Source organism: Kocuria sp. UCD-OTCP (genome assembly GCF_000349605.1).
Lineage (GTDB): Bacteria > Actinomycetota > Actinomycetes > Actinomycetales > Micrococcaceae > Kocuria > Kocuria rosea.
Window position 1 is genome coordinate 82,415 of record NZ_KB714683.1, and the last position, 15,724, is coordinate 98,138.

Consider the following 15,724-nt stretch of genomic DNA (forward strand, 5'->3'; position numbering starts at 1 on the left):
GGAGCGGTCGGCGGGCTCGATCCTACCGGCCGGTCCGTAGGATGTCCGGGTGCAGACGATACGCGGCGCCCGGATCCTCCTGGCCCTCAAGACCTCGCTCGCCGTGGCCCTGTCCTGGGTCGTGGCCCAGCGGATGCCCGGGGTGATCGACGACTACCCGTACTACGCCCCGCTGGGCGCGATCTCCGCGATGTACCCGACCGTGCTGGGCTCGATGCGCGCGGGGCTGCAGACGGTGGCGGGCATCGCCCTGGGCATCATGCTGGCCGCAGGAGTCCTGCTGGTCGGTGAGCCCAATCTCGTGACGGTCTCGGTGGCGGTCGGCCTGGGCGTCCTGCTGGCGGGCATCCGCCGGCTCGGGGCCGGGGCGGAGTACGTCCCGGTCGGCGCCCTGTTCGTCCTCATCGTCGGGGGCCAGGACGCCGAGGGCTTCTCGGCGGGCTTCCTCGTCCAGATGTCGGTGGGCGTGGCGATCGGGCTGCTCGTCAACGTGACGGTCCTCCCGCCCCTGGACTTCCGCACGGCCCGCCTGCAGCTGGATCGGCTGCAGAACGTCGTCGTCGACTACCTCGAGGACGTCGCCGGGGAGCTCGCCGAGCCCGGCACCACCGGGGGACGGGACTGGCGCCGGCGCAACCACTCCCTGGTGCGGATCACCGGCGAGGTGCGCGAGGCGGTCGACGAGTCGGCGCGCAGCGCCCGCGGCAACCCCCGGATGGTGCTCCGGCGGCGGCGGCGACCCGCCGCGGACCCGGGGGACCCCGGCTACGGCTCCCTGCTGAAGCTCGAGAACGTCATCTTCCACCTCCGGGGCTTCACGGACGCGGTGCGCGAGCTCTACGACCACCAGGCGCACGACTGGCTGGTGCCCGCGGCCCTGACCGCCCGGCTCGGCGAGGCGGTGCAGTCCGCCGCCGACGCGGTGCGGGCGTGGGCCGCGGATGAGGATCCGGAGGAGGCCGCCGAGCGGGTCCGCTCCCTGGTGGGCCGGCTCCACTCCGATCTCACCGACCCCTCCCGGGCGGAGGACCGGCTCGTCATGGCCGCGGCCCAGGACCTCGCCCGGCTCGTGGCGGTCCTGGACCCGCCGACCGCCCCGACGGCCGGCAGCAGCGCCGTGACCCGGGGCTAGAGGCCTCCTCCGTCCCGAGGCCTTCGGATCCCAGGGCGGTCTCGGGCCCCGGGGCGGCGTCGGCGCGGCCCCGGGGTCGCGCCGTCCCGGGGCCAGTGGGGCCACCGGGACGGCGGGCGGCTCAGGACCGGCTGCGCCGCCGCAGGCGCAGCGCGCCCGCCGCGCTCGCGGCGATCCCCGCGGCGAGCAGGCCCGCGGCCAGGCCGGCGCCGGGACGCTGCTCCGGCTCCGCGACGGCGGTCTGCATGTTGAGGCCCGGGTTGACCTCCACCGGCGCGGTCTCGGCGGGCACCTCGACGGGTGCTGCCACGACGGGTGCTGCCTCGACCGGCGCCGCCACGACGGGTGCCGGGGCCTGCTCCACCGGGGCCGGGAGCACCGGCGCCACGGGGGCCGGGGCCGCGGGCGCCTCGCAGGCCAGGACGGCCTGCTCGAGGAGCACGAGGAACTGGTCGACCGCGCTCTCGTCGAGGGCCAGCTCGGCCAGCAGCGCCTCGAACGCCACGGCGGCCTCGGCGACGGCCTGCTCCGCGACGGCGGGGTCGAGCGTGCCGAGCGCAACGGTGAGCTGCTGGTCGAGCTCCACCAGGCGGGCCTCGGCCAGGGCGACGGCCTCCGCGTCGCCCGACTCCTGGGCCGTCATCAGCGCGGCAGCGGCCGCCTCCAGCTCCTCCAGGCTCGGCCCGCCGGCGCCCTCGACGAGCGCGGCGTACTGGGCCTCGGCGGCGGCCACGGCCTCGGCCGAGAGGTCGAGCGCCCCGAGCGACTCGGGGGTGAGCCCGGCCCCGGCCAGCGCCGCGTCCAGCTGTGCCGTGGCCTGCAGGCAGGCGGGGTCCCCCGGGGCCGCGACGGCCGCCGGGGCCCCGAGGAGGAGGCCTCCGGCCAGCATCGCGGCGGTGGCGCCCGTGGCCGCCCATGTCTTTCCAGCAGTCATGTCCTGTGTCTCCTGTGCTCGGTCGTCGCCCCGGGGTCGCCCCGCGGCCGGCAGCGCGCGGCAGGACCTCCCCCCGCGCCGCCGGTCCGCGCGGCGGCGGGGGCGACAGGAAATGTCGTGCTGCTGGTCGTGCGGCGTGCACCGCGGAGCTCGCGGAGATCCGGAGCGCGTCCGACGGACTGCTGTGCCGTCAAACTACTTGCCGGTAGTCCGTGTTGACAATAGTGAACGGGTCGGGCGCGTGCGGGCCCCGGCCGCTGGGCTCCGGCGGCGTCCTGCGCGCCCTGGGTGTCCCCGGTTGCCGTCCTGCGCGCACAGGACGGGAGCCGGGTACGCAGGACGCCGCGTCCCCCCGGTGCGGTGGCACCGGGAGGACGCGGCGTCAGGGGCGGGGCTGCCGTCCGAGCGGAGCGGGGCTCAGCCGGCGGGGGTGGCCTCCAGGGCCTCCTGCCCGGCGGACCAGGCGGCGTAGGAGCCCTCGAGCTCCACCACGTCGTAGCCGGCGTGGCGCAGGGTCGAGGCCACGACCGAGCTGCGCAGCCCGCTCTGGCAGTAGGTCACGATCGTGCCCTGCTCCGGGAGCCGGTCCAGGTTCCACAGGACCCGGCCGCCGTGCAGCTGGGTGGAGCCGGGGATGTGGCCGGCGGTGTGCTCGCTCACGGCGCGCACGTCCAGCAGGACGGCCTTGTCGAAGGTCTCGACCTCCTCGGGGGAGACCAGCCGCGGGGTGGTCTGCGGCAGGCCCTCGATCCCGGTGACGTAGCCGGCCACGGCGTCGATGCCCACGCGCACCAGGTGGTCCCAGAACTCCTGGGCGGCCTCCTGGTCGGGTGCCAGCAGCACCAGCGGCCGGTCGTCGGCCTCGGGGTTCACGGCCCAGGCGCCGAAGGTCGCGATGGACTTCCCCGCCGGGATGTTCAGCGCCCCGGACACGGTCCCGGTGTGCACCTCGTCCGCGGAGCGGGTGTCCACGAAGGTCACCTCGCCGGCCGCCAGCTGCTGTGCGACCTGCTGCGGGTCGAGCTCGGGCAGGGGTGCCCGCTCGCCCATGACGGCCGGGCCCCGGCGGTTCTGGTTCTTCATCCGGCCGAAGTAGAACGGTGCGTCGGGCTGGCCGTCGAGCAGCTCGGCGACGAAGCCGGCCTCGTCGTCGGCCGCCAGGTAGGGGCCCCACCAGGCGTAGAGGCGCTCGTAGCCCACCGTGGTGGAGGGGATCGCACCCAGGGCCTTGCCGCAGGCCGAGCCCGCACCGTGGCCGGGGAAGACCTGGACGTGGTCGGGCAGGGTCAGGAACTTCTCCTTGAGGCTGGCGAACATCTGCTTCGCGCCGAGGAAGCGGGTGTCCACGCCGCCGGCGGCCTCGTCGAGGAGGTCCGGGCGGCCCAGGTCGCCGGAGAACACGAAGTCGCCGGTGAGCAGGTAGCCCGGGGCGTCGGCGAAGGCGCCGTCGGTGACCAGGAAGGACAGGTGCTCGGGGGTGTGGCCCGGGGTGTGCACCGCGGCCACCACGATGTTGCCGATGCGGATCTCGTCGCCGTCGTGCAGGCGGGCGGCCTCGAACTCGTACTGCCAGTCCTCCCCGCCCTCGCCGGAGACGTGGATGTCCGCGCCGGTGGCCGCAGCCAGCTCGCGGGTGCCGGAGAGGTAGTCGGCGTGGATGTGGGTCTCGGTGACGGCGGTGATCTCCATGCCGTTCTTCGCGGCCATGTCCCGGTAGACGTCGATGTCGCGGCGGGCGTCGACCACCAGCGCCTGGCCGGTGCGCTGGCACCCGATGAAGTAGCTGGCCTGGGCGAGGTCCTCGTCGTAGATGCGCTCGATCAGCATGGGGTTCTCCTTCGTTCGATGGCTGGTGACGCGTGTCCGGAGGGGGTTCCCGCGTCGTCCTGAGCACAACGATAATACCCCTGGGGGTATCGTGCAAGTACCCCCTGGGGTATCTAGCCGTGGGGGTGCCGGGGCGGCGGCCGGCGGCTCCGGTGCCGGCGGACCGCCTCCTCGTAGGAGGCCACGAGGAACTCCGTCGCGGCCCGCCAGCCCAGGCCCTCGGCCTCCGCCAGGCCGGCGGCGCCCATCCGCGCGCGCAGGGCCGCGTCGTCGAGCAGCCGGGCCAGGCCCGCGGTGAGCGCGTCCGCGTCGCCGGGCGGCACGAGCAGCCCCGTCCGCCCGTGGGCCACCGCGAACGGGATGCCGCCGGCCCGGGCGCCGACCACCGGCACCCCGCTCGCCAGGGACTCCAGGGCCACGAGACCCAGCGTCTCGGTGGTGGACGGGAAGGCGAGCACGTCCGCCGAGGCGTAGGCGGCCGCCAGCTCCTCCCCGGCGAGCCGGCCCGGGAAGACCGTGGGGGTGCCCGCGAAGCGCCGTTCGAGCTCGGGCCGGTGCGGGCCGTCGCCCACCACGGCGAGCCGGGTGCCCGGCAGCCGCCGGATCGGCTCGAGCAGCGCCGCCACGTTCTTCTCCCTCGACAGCCGCCCCACGGAGAGCACCAGCCGCTCCCCGGGGTGCCCGCCGGTGAGCCGGGACCGCATCGCGGCGGAGGCCCTGGCGGGGTGGAACAGGGCGGTGTCCACGCCCTTGGGCCACAGCGCCACGCGGCGCACGCCCAGGGCCGCAGCCCGGTCCACCATGGGCCCCGACGTGCACAGGTTGACCTCGGCGAGGTTGTGGGTCGTGCGGATCCACCGCTCCACGGGCCGGCGCAGGGCGCCGAGCCCGTGCCCGAACACGCTCATGTACTGCGGCACGTCGGTGTGGAAGGACGCCAGCAGCGGCAGGTCCCGCGTCCGCGCGGAGAGCGCGCCCCACGCGCCGAACCACACCGGGTTCACGGCGTGCACCACGTCGGGGCGGAACGCCGACACGGCCCGCTCCGTGCGCGGGGACGGCAGGCCTCCCCGGACGTCCCGGTACCAGGGGAACGTCACGGACGGGGCCCTGACCGCCCGGTGCGGACCCCAGCGCCCGGGCGGATCCCCCGGCGTGAGCACGAGCACCTCGTGGCCGAGGTCCCCGAGCTCGTCCAGGGTGCGCGTCAGGCGCGTCACCACCCCGTCGACGTTCGGGGCGAAGACGTCCGTCCAGAGCGCGATCCGCATCCGCCGGCTCAGGCGCCCGCGGACATGGGCGCGGGCGCGGCCGGGACCGCGGAGCGGACCGGCCGCGCCGGGATCCCCGGGCGCCGGCGGGAGTTCCACACGGACGTCGCCGGGATGCGGGAGCGGTCCACGCGGTGGGCCCAGCGCACGGCGGTCCGCTCGACCTCGAGCAGCAGCCCCTCCGAGAGGGTGGTGGGCCGCAGGCCGAGGTCCAGGAACGCGTCGTTGTCCACGTGCAGGTCGTTCTCCGCGGACTCCTGGCGGGGATTGGGGACCATCTCCACCTCGGCGCCGGTGAGCCCGGCCACGAGCTCCGCGAGGTCGCGGACCCGGTGGGTCTCCGTCATCTGGTTGAAGATCTTCACGCGGTCGCCGGCCGCCGGGGGGTGGAGCAGTGCCAGCTCCACGCACCGGACCATGTCCTGGAGGTGGATGAACGCCCGGGTCTGCCCGCCGGTGCCGTGCACGGTCAGCGGGTGGCCGACCGCCGCCTGGACGAGGAAGCGGTTGAGCACCGTGCCGTAGTCGCCGTCGTAGTCGAAGCGGGTGACGAGCCGCTCGTCGAGCGCCGTCTCCGCGGTGCCGGTGCCCCAGACGATGCCCTGGTGCAGGTCGGTGATCCGCAGGCGGTCGTTCCTGGCGTAGAACGCGAACATGGTCTGGTCCAGGACCTTGGTCATGTGGTACAGCGAGCCGGGGTGGGAGGGGTAGAGGATCTGCTGGGGGACCGTGCCGTGCGGTCCGGGGACCTCCACGTCCAGGTAGCCCTCCGGGATGCGCATCCCGGCGGTGCCGTACCCGTAGACCCCCATGGTGCCCAGGTGCACCACGTGGACGTCCAGCCCGGACTCCACGACCGCGCACAGCACGTTGTGCGTGGCGCCGACGTTGTTGTCCACCGTGTAGCGCTTCGTGGCCGGGGTGCGCATGGAGTACGGCGCCGCCCGCTGCTCCGCGAAGTGCACCACGGCGTCCGGGCGCTCGACGACCAGGAGGTCGAGGAACGCCTCGTAGTCGGCGGCGAGGTCGATCTCGGCCCCGCCGATCCGCCGGCCCGTCAGCTCCTGCCAGGCCGCGCGGCGCTCGTCGAGGCCGCGGATGGGCGTCAGCGACTCCGTCCCGAGCCGGACGTCGATGGCGCGGCGGGAGAAGTTGTCCACCACCACCACGTCGTGGCCGCGCGCGGACAGGTGCAGGGCCGCGGGCCAGCCGCAGAAGCCGTCGCCGCCGAGGATCGCGATCTTCACTGGTGCTCCGTTCCCGGGCCGCTGCCGGGCCCGTCCTGTCGGTCTCGCGCTCAGCGTGGGGCACGCGCGTGAACCGGGAGTGAACGGTCCAGGACCAGCTGCTGGTGCCCGAACGAACCGGGGAGCACCTCCCAGCCCGGACCGGTCAGCTCGCGCAGCTCGTGGGGCAGGTAGGCGCGGCGCAGGGACCGCAGCCCGTCGGTGCGCAGGAAGGAGCCCGGGGCCAGGGGCAGCACGCCCACCGAGTACAGCCGGTAGGCCGCCGGGCTGCGCACGAGGTCGTTGTGCAGCACGAGCCGGCCGGCCAGGTGCTCCGAGTCCGCCGCGAGGTCCCGCACCGGCCCCGGGTCCAAGTGGTGGAGCAGGTGGTTGGAGACCACCACGTCGAACGTCACGCCGGCCGCGACCAGTTCCCGGCTGGTGACCCGCCGGAAGACCGGGGGCACTGCCCGCGAGTGCCGGGTCGACCAGCGGCGGGTCCGCGCCGAGGCCCACTCGTGGGCGCGGGCGTCCGGGTCGATGCCGGTGACCCGCAGGTCGATCCCGTCCCGCTGCGCCCACCGGGCCAGGGCGCGTGCCACGTCCCCGCCGCCGGCGCCGACGTCCAGGAGGGTCAGCGGCCGGCCGGGCACGGCCAGGGGCCGAATCCGGCGCCGGTAGGTCGCGGCCCACCCGGCGACCAGGGAGTTGACCACGTCGAAGCGTGCGTAGGTGCGCCGCAGTGCGACGAGATCGCAGCAGGGGTCGTCCATGAGCTCGCGCAGCTCGGCGTCCCGCCGGGAGAGGTCGGGCCGGGAGCGCGGCTGGACGGAGGGCATCTGCCCATTCTCCGCGGGCCGACACGATCCGCCAAGGAGCACGGCGGGCCGGGGGCGGCGCGGGGTGCCGTCACTAGACTGGGGCTCCCGGCCGGTGCCGGGCAGGACCGGACGGCAGGAGGGGACCGCGTGGGACACACCGTGCACGCCGTGGGCTCGCGACCCGGCCCGTGGATCGGCCTCGCGAGCGCGTGCTGGGCCGCCAACGCGGCCCTGGGGGCGTCCGTCGGCGCCGGGATCGTGCGCACGGGCCGGTTCCGCTGGATCCACCACGCCCTCTACGTCACCACCACCACGACGACGGCGCTGGCCGCGGTCCTCGCCGCCGGCTCCTCCTCCGCCTCCGGGCGCGCGGCGGGCCGGGCCCTGGCGCCGGCGCTGCTGCCCCTGGCCGCCCTGCCGCACCTCGGCACGCCCGCCCAGGGGCACCCGCGCCGCCACGCGCTCGCCGCGCTGTCCGCGGCGCCGTTCTACGCCACCGCCCTGTTCCGAGCCCGCGCCGCCCGCGCCGGCTGAGCCGCCCGACCTGACCGGAGAGCACATGGAGTTCCTCGACGTCGTCTTCAACCGCCGCACCACCAACGGCCCGTTCCTGCCGGACCGGGTGTCCCCGGAGCATCAGAAGCTGCTGCTGCGCACGGCCGCGGCCGCACCCTCCCAGTTCAACAGCCAGCCGTGGCGCTTCGTGCTGATCGAGGACCGGGGGACCATCGACCGGATCGCCCGGATCAGCGCCGACTCGATGACGCAGGTGATGGCCGAGGGGAGCTTCTTCGACCGGTACAAGCGCTACTTCCGCTTCAGCAGGCAGGAGATGGAGGAGCAGCGCTTCGGGATGCTCTTCGACAAGCTGCCCGCGGTGCTGCGCCCCTTCACCAAGAAGGCGTTCACCCCGGGCGGGCAGGCGATGATGAACCGGCTGCGGGTGCCCCAGACCCTGGGCGCGGAGAACCACAAGCTCGTGGCGGGCTCCCCCCTGCTGATCGGTGTGATGCTCGACCGCCGCGAGTACCGGCCCGGGGAGCTCTCCGGGTTCTACTCGCTGTTCTCGATGGGCGCGGCCATGGAGAACCTCTGGCTGACCACCGTGGAGCTCGGCATGGGCATCCAGTTCATCTCCTTCCCCATGGAGGCGCCCGCCCGGTGGGCCGAGGTCGTGAACCTGCTGGACGTGCCCGAGGACCTCGAGCTCATGGCCGTCTACCGCCTGGGCTACGTCCCCGAGGAGCACCGCCGCCCGGCCATCGACTGGTCCAGCCGGGAGCGGCGCCGGATCTCCCAGTACGTCTTCCGGGAGTCCTGCGCCACGCCGCAGGAGGGCTGGGACGACTGAGCGCCGCCCGCCGGCGACGAGAGCCGCGGCGTGGGGCGGGCGGCTCTTCCATTAGTGTGTGACACACACTATCGTGTGGTCATGGCAGCTGAACCGAGCGACCCGATCGTGGCCTCCCACTTCCAGGAGCTGCGCCGCGGCACGGTGGTCCTGGCCTGCCTGCTCGTCCTGGACGAGCCCCGCTACGGCTACGCCCTGCTCCGGACCCTCGGTGACGCGGGGCTCGACGTCGAGGCCAACACGCTCTACCCGCTGCTGCGCCGGCTCGAGGCGCAGGGCCTGCTCGAGAGCGACTGGAACACCGACGAGTCCCGGCCCCGCAAGTTCTACCGGATCACCGGTCCGGGGGCCCGCGTCCGGGACGCCCTCGAGGCCGAGCGGCTCCGGCTGCACGCCGCCCTGTCCACCCTCGCCCGCCCCACTCGTCCCGAGGACTGATCGCCATGTCCGCCAGCACCCTCACCCCGCGCACCGAGAGCTATCTCCACGAGGTCGCCCGGCGCCTGCCGCCCCGAGCCCGCGAGGACGTGTCCCGGGAGCTGCGGGGCACCGTCGCCGACATGGTCGACGATGGCGTGGCGCACGGCCTCCCGCCGGCCGAGGCGGAGCGCCGCGCCCTCGAGGAGCTCGGCGACCCCGCCCTGCTGGCCGAGGACTACGGCCCCGGCCCGCGGCACCTGATCGGGCCCGAGCACTACCACGACTTCCTCGAGCTGCTGAAGGTCCTGGTGCCCGTCCTGGCCGGCCTCTTCGGCGGGCTCACCCTGATCGGCCGGCTCTTCGGGGAGGCGGGGCGCGAGGACCTGGTCACCTACCTCGTGCTCTCGCTCGCCCCCGCGGTCGGTGCCGCGATCCAGGGGGCGCTCATGGGGGCGGGCATCGCCGTCGTCGTCTTCGCCGTGGTGGAGCGCACGGAGGTCGCGGAGGCGGTGGAGCGCGGCTTCCGGGGGGAGACCGGGGCGGCGGCGGAGGCGCCCCCGCGCTGGACGGTCGAGCAGCTGCCGCCGCCGCGCCCGGAGCGGGACTCGACCGTGGGGGAGCTGGTCTGGGCCACCATCGCCCTGGGCCTGGCCTTCGCCGCGCCGTTCCTGCTCTCGCGGCCGCTGCTCCGTGAGGGCCCGCTCGCCGGCGAGCCCCTGCTCGACCCCGCCGTGTGGACGCCCTGGGTGCCGCTCTACCTGGGGATCGTGCTGCTGGCCTGGGGGTGGGAGCTGCTGCGCTTCTTCCGCCGCCGCTGGTCCTGGGCGCTGTTCGGGGTCAGCGCCGTCCTGGATCTCGCCATGGCCGCGCTGCTCATCACCGTGCTGCGCACCGAGTCCGTGGTGAACCCGGTCTTCCGCGAGCGCGGCTGGGTGGGTGAGGAGTTCGCGCAGATCGGGGTCGCGCTCGTGGTGGTCGTCACCGTCTGGGACCTCGTGGCGAGCTTCCTCGCCTGCCGCCGGTCGACGGGCCGGCGGCGCTGAGCGGCGGCGCCCACCGGCGAAGGCGCCCGCCGCTCCTGTCCGCGGGAGCACTGAGCCGGTGGCAGCACTCGGCCCGCGGGAGCTCCGAGGAGCTCNCCGCCGCTCCTGTCCGCGGGAGCACTGAGCCGGTGGCAGCACTCGGCCCGCGGGAGCTCCGAGGAGCTCCCGCGGGCCGGAAGGGGGCCTCTGCCGCCGCGGGGTGCCGGGCAGCGCGGGACGCGGGACGCCTCGTGGGCGACCGGCGCCGGCCGGGATGCACCGAACCGGGTCAGGTGGCGCATCGTGTGACCATCATTCGACACCCTGGTCGGCACTGTGCGCAAACGTCTACTCTGGAACCGGTCAGATCGATCAGATCGAGGCGGGGAAGTGGGGCTGCGGTGGTCAGCATGACGAACGGCGGGGCGGCAGCGGGTCCGCTGGACGCGACGGACCGGAGGATCCTGGCGGCGCTGGACGAGGACCCGCGGATGACGGTGCTGGCCCTGGCCCAGCGCACCGGTCTGGCGCGCGGGACGATCCACGCCCGGCTCGAGCGCTACCGCGCGAGCCCCGCGCTGCGCCCGCACAGCACCCGGGTGACGCCCGCGGCGCTCGGCTACGGCCTGGCCGCGAGCGTGGCCGTGGAGCTCGACCAGCACCAGCTCGACGAGGCGATCGCGGGACTGCAGGCGATCCCGCAGGTCATCGAGGTGTTCGCCCCCGCGGGGCAGACGGACCTGCTGTGCCGGGTGGTGGCGAAGGATCCCGAGGACCTCTACCGGGTCTCCGAGGAGATCCGGCTGTGCCCCGGCATCCTGCGGACCTCCACGAGCATGTTCCTGCGCACGGTCATCCCGTACCGGGTGGCGCCGCTGCTCGCGGGGGACGAGGTCCTGGGGAGGGGCGGGGTCAGTTCCGGGCGGCCGCGCCCATGACCTCGGCGCGCAGCCGGTCCAGGTCCACGGCGTCCCCCTCGTGCAGGCCGTGGGTGCGGACCCACGCGCGGGCGCTGAGCATGATGTCGTCGTAGTGCTGGTGCGTCTCGCAGTGGGCGGCGCCGATCCGGGCCTGGGCGCGGTGCTCCCGGTCGTCCTCCGTGAAGGAGATGACGGCCACCGGGCTGAGGGCGAGTCCCACCACGCCGCGAACGGCCGTGATGGTGCGCCCGTGGAAGGTGTCGCCGGGAGCGAGGTCCCAGGCCCTGGCGGCGGGGTGCTGATGGGTGAGGTCCATGATCGGCTCTTGTGGTGTCGGGAGCCCGTCCCCCGCGCGCAGTGCCGGGGGACGGCCTCGGGGGCGTCGGGAGGAGGAGCGGTCCGGGGGTCGTCCGGTGTCCGGCCGGCCCCCGGTGCCGTCCGGTCAGTGGCCGAGACCGGTCCAGTGGCTGGTCTCCTGGTACCAGGGGGACCAGTGCTTGCCGTCGTAGTAGCGGTACTTGACCACGTGGTAGACCTTCTTGGCGTCGTGGTGGTCCAGGTGCTTCCAGTGCTCGCCGCCCCAGGAGCCGCCCCAGTAGTAGTCGTGGTGGCCGCCGGTGTAGTAGTGGTGGTCGTGCTTGTCCACCGCGTAGTAGTACTGCTTGACCTCCACCTTGTATCCCTTGTGGCACTTCACGTGGAAGGGGTACTTGACGTACTTCTTCCCGTGGTGCCACGTCCAGGACGGCTTGTGGGCGTCGACCGAGCAGTGCTTCTGGTGGGGCTTGTGCGACGCCGTCTCGAGCACCGAGGACTGCGTCGAGGCGGCCTGGGCCGGTGCGGCCTGGGCCGGGGCGCCCAGCAGCGGCAGGGCGCCTGCGGCCAGGGTCAGGGAGGCCAGGGACAGCACCGCCTTGCGGGCGTGGCGGCGGGCGCCGGCCGGCTGCGGGGCTGCGGTCGTGCTGGTTTCGATGGACATTTCGGGTCTCCTGCGGGACAGAGATTTCGTGGGTGCCGGCGGTTCCTGCCCGGGGTCCGGAGGGGAACTTCTCGAACCGACAGGACCAGGGTCGCAGTGGGGGGCACCTCCCGGCGTCCACCCGGGAGGTGAACTCCGGCGTACAACCGGGGTGGTACGCGCGGGACCGGGGGCAGGGCTCAGAAGCGGTCGGTGGGCTTGACGAGCCCGCTCTTGAACGCCGCCGTGACCGCCTGGGCGCGCTCGCTGACGCCCAGCTTCAGGAAGATCCGGTGGACGTGGGTCTTCACGGTCGCCTCGCTGAGGAACAGGCGCCGGGCGATCTCCGAGTTCGTCAGGCCGTGGGCGACGGCGACCAGGACCTCGCGCTCCCGCCGGGTCAGCTGCTGCAGCCGCTCCGGCGGAGGGGCGGAGGGGTCGGGCCCGCGGCCGAACTCGGTCAGGAGCCTGCGGGTCACGTCCGGGTCCAGCCAGCCCCCGCCGCGGGCCAGCGAGCGGACGGCGTCCGCCAGGACCTTCGGCGCGGAGCTCTTGAGGATGAAGCCGGAGGCGCCCGCCCGCAGGGCGGCGTGGACGGCGGCGTCCTCGTCGAAGGTCGTCAGCACCAGGACGGCGGGGACGTTCGGCACCCGGTCCAGGAACGCGTCGGAGGTGAGCACCCGGGTGGCGGCCACCCCGTCCGTGCCGGGCATGCGCACGTCCATGACCACCACGTCCGGCTGCAGCCGCGCGGTCTCCTCGACGGCCTCCGCGCCGTCGGCGGCCTCCCCGACGACGATCAGGTCCGGCTCGGCCGTGAGGAGCATGGCCAGCCCGGAGCGCACCATCGCCTCGTCGTCCACCAGGAGCACCCGGACGGGTGCGGGTTCCGCGCCCCGTGTCATCCGGTGCCCTCCCCGCGGCCGGTGGCCGCCGTGGTCGCCGCGGCGTCCTGCGCCGCGGCGTCGCCGGGGCCGGGCGGCCGGACGGGCAGCCGCGCGGACACCAGGTACCCCCCGTTCGGATCGGGCCCGGCCGTCGCCTCGCCGCCCACCGCCCGGGCCCGCTCCGCCATCCCCCGCACCCCGTGCCCGGTCGACAGCCGCGCGGAGAGCCGGCCCCGGGCCCCGGCGCCGTCCGTGCGGACGGAGAGCTCGACGTCCCGGGGGCCCCAGTCGAGGGCGACCCGGACCGGGCGGTCCGGGGCGGCGTGCTTGACCGCGTTGGTCAGCGCCTCCTGCGCGATCCGGTACGCGGCCTCGTCCACCGCCGGCTCCAGGGCCCCGGGCTCGCCCGCCACGCAGAGCTCCACCTCACGGCCCGCCGTGCGCAGGTGGTCGAGCAGGCTGTCCAATCGCTGCAGGCCCACTGGCTCCGGCGCGATCTGTGCCGCCGCGGACGGCGCCGGGGAGAGCAGGCCCAGCATGCGCCGCAGCTCCGTGACGGCCTGCTCCCCGAGCTCGTCGACCTGCCGCAGCGCCGCCCGCGCCCGCTCCGGGTCCCGGTCCATCACGCGCTCGGCCCCTCCGGCCTGCAGCACCATGAGGCTCACCGCGTGGGCCACGACGTCGTGCAGCTCGCGGGCGATGCGCTGGCGCTCCTCGGCCTCGGCCCGGGCGGCGGCCAGCCGGGCCACGAGCGCCCGCTGGGCCACGCTCCAGCGGACCCACCGGCCCACGCCGAAGACGACCACGTGGGCCACGGTGAGGAACAGCGCGGCGACGACGAACGTGGCCACCCGCATCGACGGGTCGGGAGTGTCCCGGACGGTGGCCTGCACGCTCGTGGCGACCGGCAGGAACGCGAGCGCCAGGCCGAGGAGGGCGTTCCGGTCGGAGCAGTGCGCGGCCGCCGCGAAGAGGGCCAGCCAGACGCAGAAGACGGGGTGGAACGCGAAGCCGAGCAGGGGGACGGCCACGGCGCCCAGCGACACCAGGGCCAGCACCGTCAGGGGCCGGCGCCGGCGCCAGAACAGGGGCAGGTACAGCAGCGCCGCCGTGAGGACGACCACCCAGGTGGCGGTCGCGTCCGGCTCCGCCGTGCGGTCCCACGTGATCTGGAGCTCGATGCCCCACAGCACCGGTACCGCGACGAGGTCCACGGCCAGGCGCGAGGGGTGCCTCCGGGATCTCATCGGGTCCCGCTCAGCTGCACACGGACCTGCCGAAGACGGTGCAGATCCACATCCGCTCGACGGGAGGAGCGGGCAGCCGGCAGTCCTCCACGATCGAGTGGCGCCGGATCTCCTCCCACGCCACCACGGGTCGCAGGGCCTCCTCGGTGCTGTCCGGGGCCTCCTCGGCCGGGGCCGGGCCCAGCACCGTGTCCACGGCCGAGCACAGTTCGGCGCCCGTGGCGAGCCGGCGCTCGGAGCCCGCGCCGTCCGGTGGGCCCTGGGCCGGGCACCCGGACGGGTGGTCGAGCCGGATGCCCGTCATCTCGGACGCGGGGTCGTGCAGGACGCCGTGCAGCTGGATCCGGGCGATCCTGATCCGCTCGACCTCGTCCGTCCGCCCCGACGCGACCCGGGCGATCAGCACCTCGGGGTCGACGTCCCGTCCCAGCCAGTCCGGCGGCCCGTGCACCAGCACGTAGTCGCTGTCCACCAGGCGTCCCCACGCCAGGTGTCCCTCGACGGCATCAGCTGCCCGCGCGTCCTGGACGGACACCAGTGTCCGGAATTCTGTCTCGAGATTCGCCATGTCGAGCCCCCCGCAGGTCGTGCGGCAATTCTCCCCGTCCGCCCACGTCAAGTCCATAGTCCTCCGTGGGGCGCCCCGGGCCGGTGTCGGCCGGCCCGGTGCCGGCCGGGCCGCCGACCCCTGGTCACACCGCGCGCCCAGCGGTATCGTAAGCACACTGGCGAATCGGCGACGCTTCGCCGCCCCTGATCGTCGAGACGGATCGAAGGAGATGCCATGAGCACCAAGGTCGAGAAGAATGTCGTGGTCGACGTGCCGCTGAGCACCGTGTACAACCAGTGGACCCAGTTCGAGGACTTCCCCCACTTCATGAACGGCGTGCAGAGCGTGACCCAGCTCGGCGCCGACCGCCTCCAGTGGGTCGCCGAGCTCGGCGGCGTCCGCCGGCAGTGGGAGGCGAAGATCGTGGAGCAGGTCCCCGACAGCCGGGTCTCCTGGGCCGCCACCGAGGGCGCCACCAACGCCGGCACCGTGACGTTCCGCGACGCCGGCAACGGGCGGACCGAGGTGCACCTGGTCCTCGAGTACGAGCCCGAGGGCCTCGTGGAGAAGGTCGGCGACAAGCTCAACGTGGTCGAGAACCAGGCCGAGGGCGACCTCGAGCGGTTCAAGAAGTTCATCGAGGCCGAGGGCTATGCGACCGGCGCCTGGCGGGGCTCCGTCAACGAGGGCGCCCCGGTCGGCACGCCCGGCGTGGAGCACGCCGCGGCCTCCCGCGGTGACGACGGCAAGGCCGGGGTCTCGGGCAAGGCGGTCGCCGCGGGCGTCGCCGCGGCCGGGGTGGCCGCCGCCGGGGTCGCGGCCGCGGCGAAGAAGAAGGACTCCGGCCCGGACACGGAGCCGGTGACCTTCGAGTCGACCGCGCCCCCGGCGGCGCCGGCCGCACCGGTGGCACCGGTGGCGCCGGGGGCTCCCGGGGAGACCGTGACCGGGGAGGTACCGCCGATCCCGCCCGTGGACGAGACGCTCGCCGACGGCACCGTCGACGCGGACCCGGGCGTGGACCCCGCCACCCGGCGCATCGACGACCGCCCCGCGGGCGGCCCGCTCTGATTCGTCCCCGTGCACGCACCGGGCCCCGACCGCACACGGTCGGGGCCCGGTGCGTGCACGGGGCGTCCCGTTCGGCGGGGCGGCGGA

General features: G+C 74.8%; 17 protein-coding genes. 7 read left to right on the forward strand and 10 right to left on the reverse strand.

Annotated features, from left to right (window positions below; translation table 11 throughout):
• Positions 1–49: 49 nt before the first annotated feature.
• A complete protein-coding gene (locus H488_RS0119120; RefSeq protein ID WP_017834719.1) occupies positions 50–1,132 on the forward strand; it encodes an FUSC family protein in 1,083 nt (360 codons plus the stop codon).
• 121 nt (positions 1,133–1,253) lie between these two features.
• Here the strand turns inward: H488_RS0119120 and H488_RS34025 are convergent, their stop codons facing one another.
• The 5 genes from H488_RS34025 to H488_RS34045 all read right to left on the reverse strand — a co-directional run bounded on the left by H488_RS34025 (position 1,254) and on the right by H488_RS34045 (position 7,229).
• Positions 1,254–2,066 carry a hypothetical protein gene (locus tag H488_RS34025; RefSeq protein WP_150110402.1) on the reverse strand — a complete coding sequence of 271 codons (813 nt, stop codon included), beginning with the start codon at positions 2,064–2,066 and terminating at the stop codon, positions 1,254–1,256.
• Positions 2,067–2,483: 417 nt separating this feature from the next.
• Entirely contained in the window at positions 2,484–3,893 is a 1,410-nt protein-coding gene (locus tag H488_RS34030) for an MBL fold metallo-hydrolase (protein ID WP_017834720.1), read from the reverse strand.
• Positions 3,894–4,006: 113 nt separating this feature from the next.
• Complete coding sequence (locus H488_RS34035; protein WP_031283693.1) at positions 4,007–5,164, reverse strand: glycosyltransferase family 4 protein; 1,158 nt, start codon at positions 5,162–5,164, stop codon at positions 4,007–4,009.
• An 8-nt stretch (positions 5,165–5,172) separates the two neighbouring features.
• Positions 5,173–6,411, reverse strand: a complete 1,239-nt coding sequence (locus H488_RS34040) for an NAD-dependent epimerase/dehydratase family protein (RefSeq protein WP_017834722.1) — start codon at positions 6,409–6,411, stop codon at positions 5,173–5,175.
• Between the two features lie 50 nt (positions 6,412–6,461).
• Positions 6,462–7,229: a methyltransferase domain-containing protein gene (locus H488_RS34045; protein WP_017834723.1), complete on the reverse strand. Its 768-nt coding sequence runs from the start codon at positions 7,227–7,229 to the stop codon at positions 6,462–6,464.
• 129 nt (positions 7,230–7,358) lie between these two features.
• Here H488_RS34045 and H488_RS34050 point away from each other — a divergent pair, with 129 nt between their 5' ends.
• From H488_RS34050 to H488_RS34070, 5 genes are all read left to right on the forward strand, one after another.
• Positions 7,359–7,745, forward strand: coding sequence for a hypothetical protein (locus tag H488_RS34050; RefSeq protein WP_017834724.1), 387 nt, complete (start codon positions 7,359–7,361; stop codon positions 7,743–7,745).
• Positions 7,746–7,770: 25 nt separating this feature from the next.
• On the forward strand, positions 7,771–8,562 hold the full coding sequence (locus H488_RS34055; protein ID WP_017834725.1) for a nitroreductase family protein: 792 nt from the start codon (positions 7,771–7,773) through the stop codon (positions 8,560–8,562).
• Between the two features lie 81 nt (positions 8,563–8,643).
• On the forward strand, positions 8,644–9,000 hold the full coding sequence (locus H488_RS34060; protein WP_031283698.1) for a PadR family transcriptional regulator: 357 nt from the start codon (positions 8,644–8,646) through the stop codon (positions 8,998–9,000).
• Positions 9,001–9,005: 5 nt separating this feature from the next.
• Positions 9,006–10,025 carry a permease prefix domain 1-containing protein gene (locus H488_RS34065; RefSeq protein ID WP_017834727.1) on the forward strand — a complete coding sequence of 340 codons (1,020 nt, stop codon included), beginning with the start codon at positions 9,006–9,008 and terminating at the stop codon, positions 10,023–10,025.
• 389 nt (positions 10,026–10,414) lie between these two features.
• The gene (locus H488_RS34070; protein WP_043739643.1) at positions 10,415–10,942 is read left to right on the forward strand and encodes an Lrp/AsnC family transcriptional regulator; all 528 of its coding nucleotides are present in this window, start codon (positions 10,415–10,417) and stop codon (positions 10,940–10,942) included.
• Here the strand turns inward: H488_RS34070 and H488_RS34075 are convergent.
• The 5 genes from H488_RS34075 to H488_RS34095 all read right to left on the reverse strand — a co-directional run bounded on the left by H488_RS34075 (position 10,917) and on the right by H488_RS34095 (position 14,584).
• Positions 10,917–11,240: a hypothetical protein gene (locus tag H488_RS34075; protein WP_017834729.1), complete on the reverse strand. Its 324-nt coding sequence runs from the start codon at positions 11,238–11,240 to the stop codon at positions 10,917–10,919. The two genes, H488_RS34070 and H488_RS34075, sit on opposite strands and share 26 nt — an antisense overlap.
• Positions 11,241–11,366: 126 nt before the next feature.
• Positions 11,367–11,903, reverse strand: coding sequence for a hypothetical protein (locus H488_RS34080; RefSeq protein ID WP_017834730.1), 537 nt, complete (start codon positions 11,901–11,903; stop codon positions 11,367–11,369).
• A 179-nt stretch (positions 11,904–12,082) separates the two neighbouring features.
• Positions 12,083–12,787: a response regulator gene (locus tag H488_RS34085; RefSeq protein WP_017834731.1), complete on the reverse strand. Its 705-nt coding sequence runs from the start codon at positions 12,785–12,787 to the stop codon at positions 12,083–12,085.
• Positions 12,784–14,016, reverse strand: coding sequence for a sensor histidine kinase (locus H488_RS34090; RefSeq protein WP_150110403.1), 1,233 nt, complete (start codon positions 14,014–14,016; stop codon positions 12,784–12,786). Before H488_RS34090 ends, H488_RS34085 begins: the two co-directional genes overlap by 4 nt.
• A gap of 10 nt (positions 14,017–14,026) precedes the next feature.
• The gene (locus H488_RS34095) at positions 14,027–14,584 is read right to left on the reverse strand and encodes a hypothetical protein (protein WP_126349766.1); all 558 of its coding nucleotides are present in this window, start codon (positions 14,582–14,584) and stop codon (positions 14,027–14,029) included.
• A gap of 216 nt (positions 14,585–14,800) precedes the next feature.
• Here H488_RS34095 and H488_RS34100 point away from each other — a divergent pair, with 216 nt between their 5' ends.
• Positions 14,801–15,637, forward strand: a complete 837-nt coding sequence (locus tag H488_RS34100; RefSeq protein WP_017834734.1) for an SRPBCC family protein — start codon at positions 14,801–14,803, stop codon at positions 15,635–15,637.
• Positions 15,638–15,724: the final 87 nt, after the last annotated feature.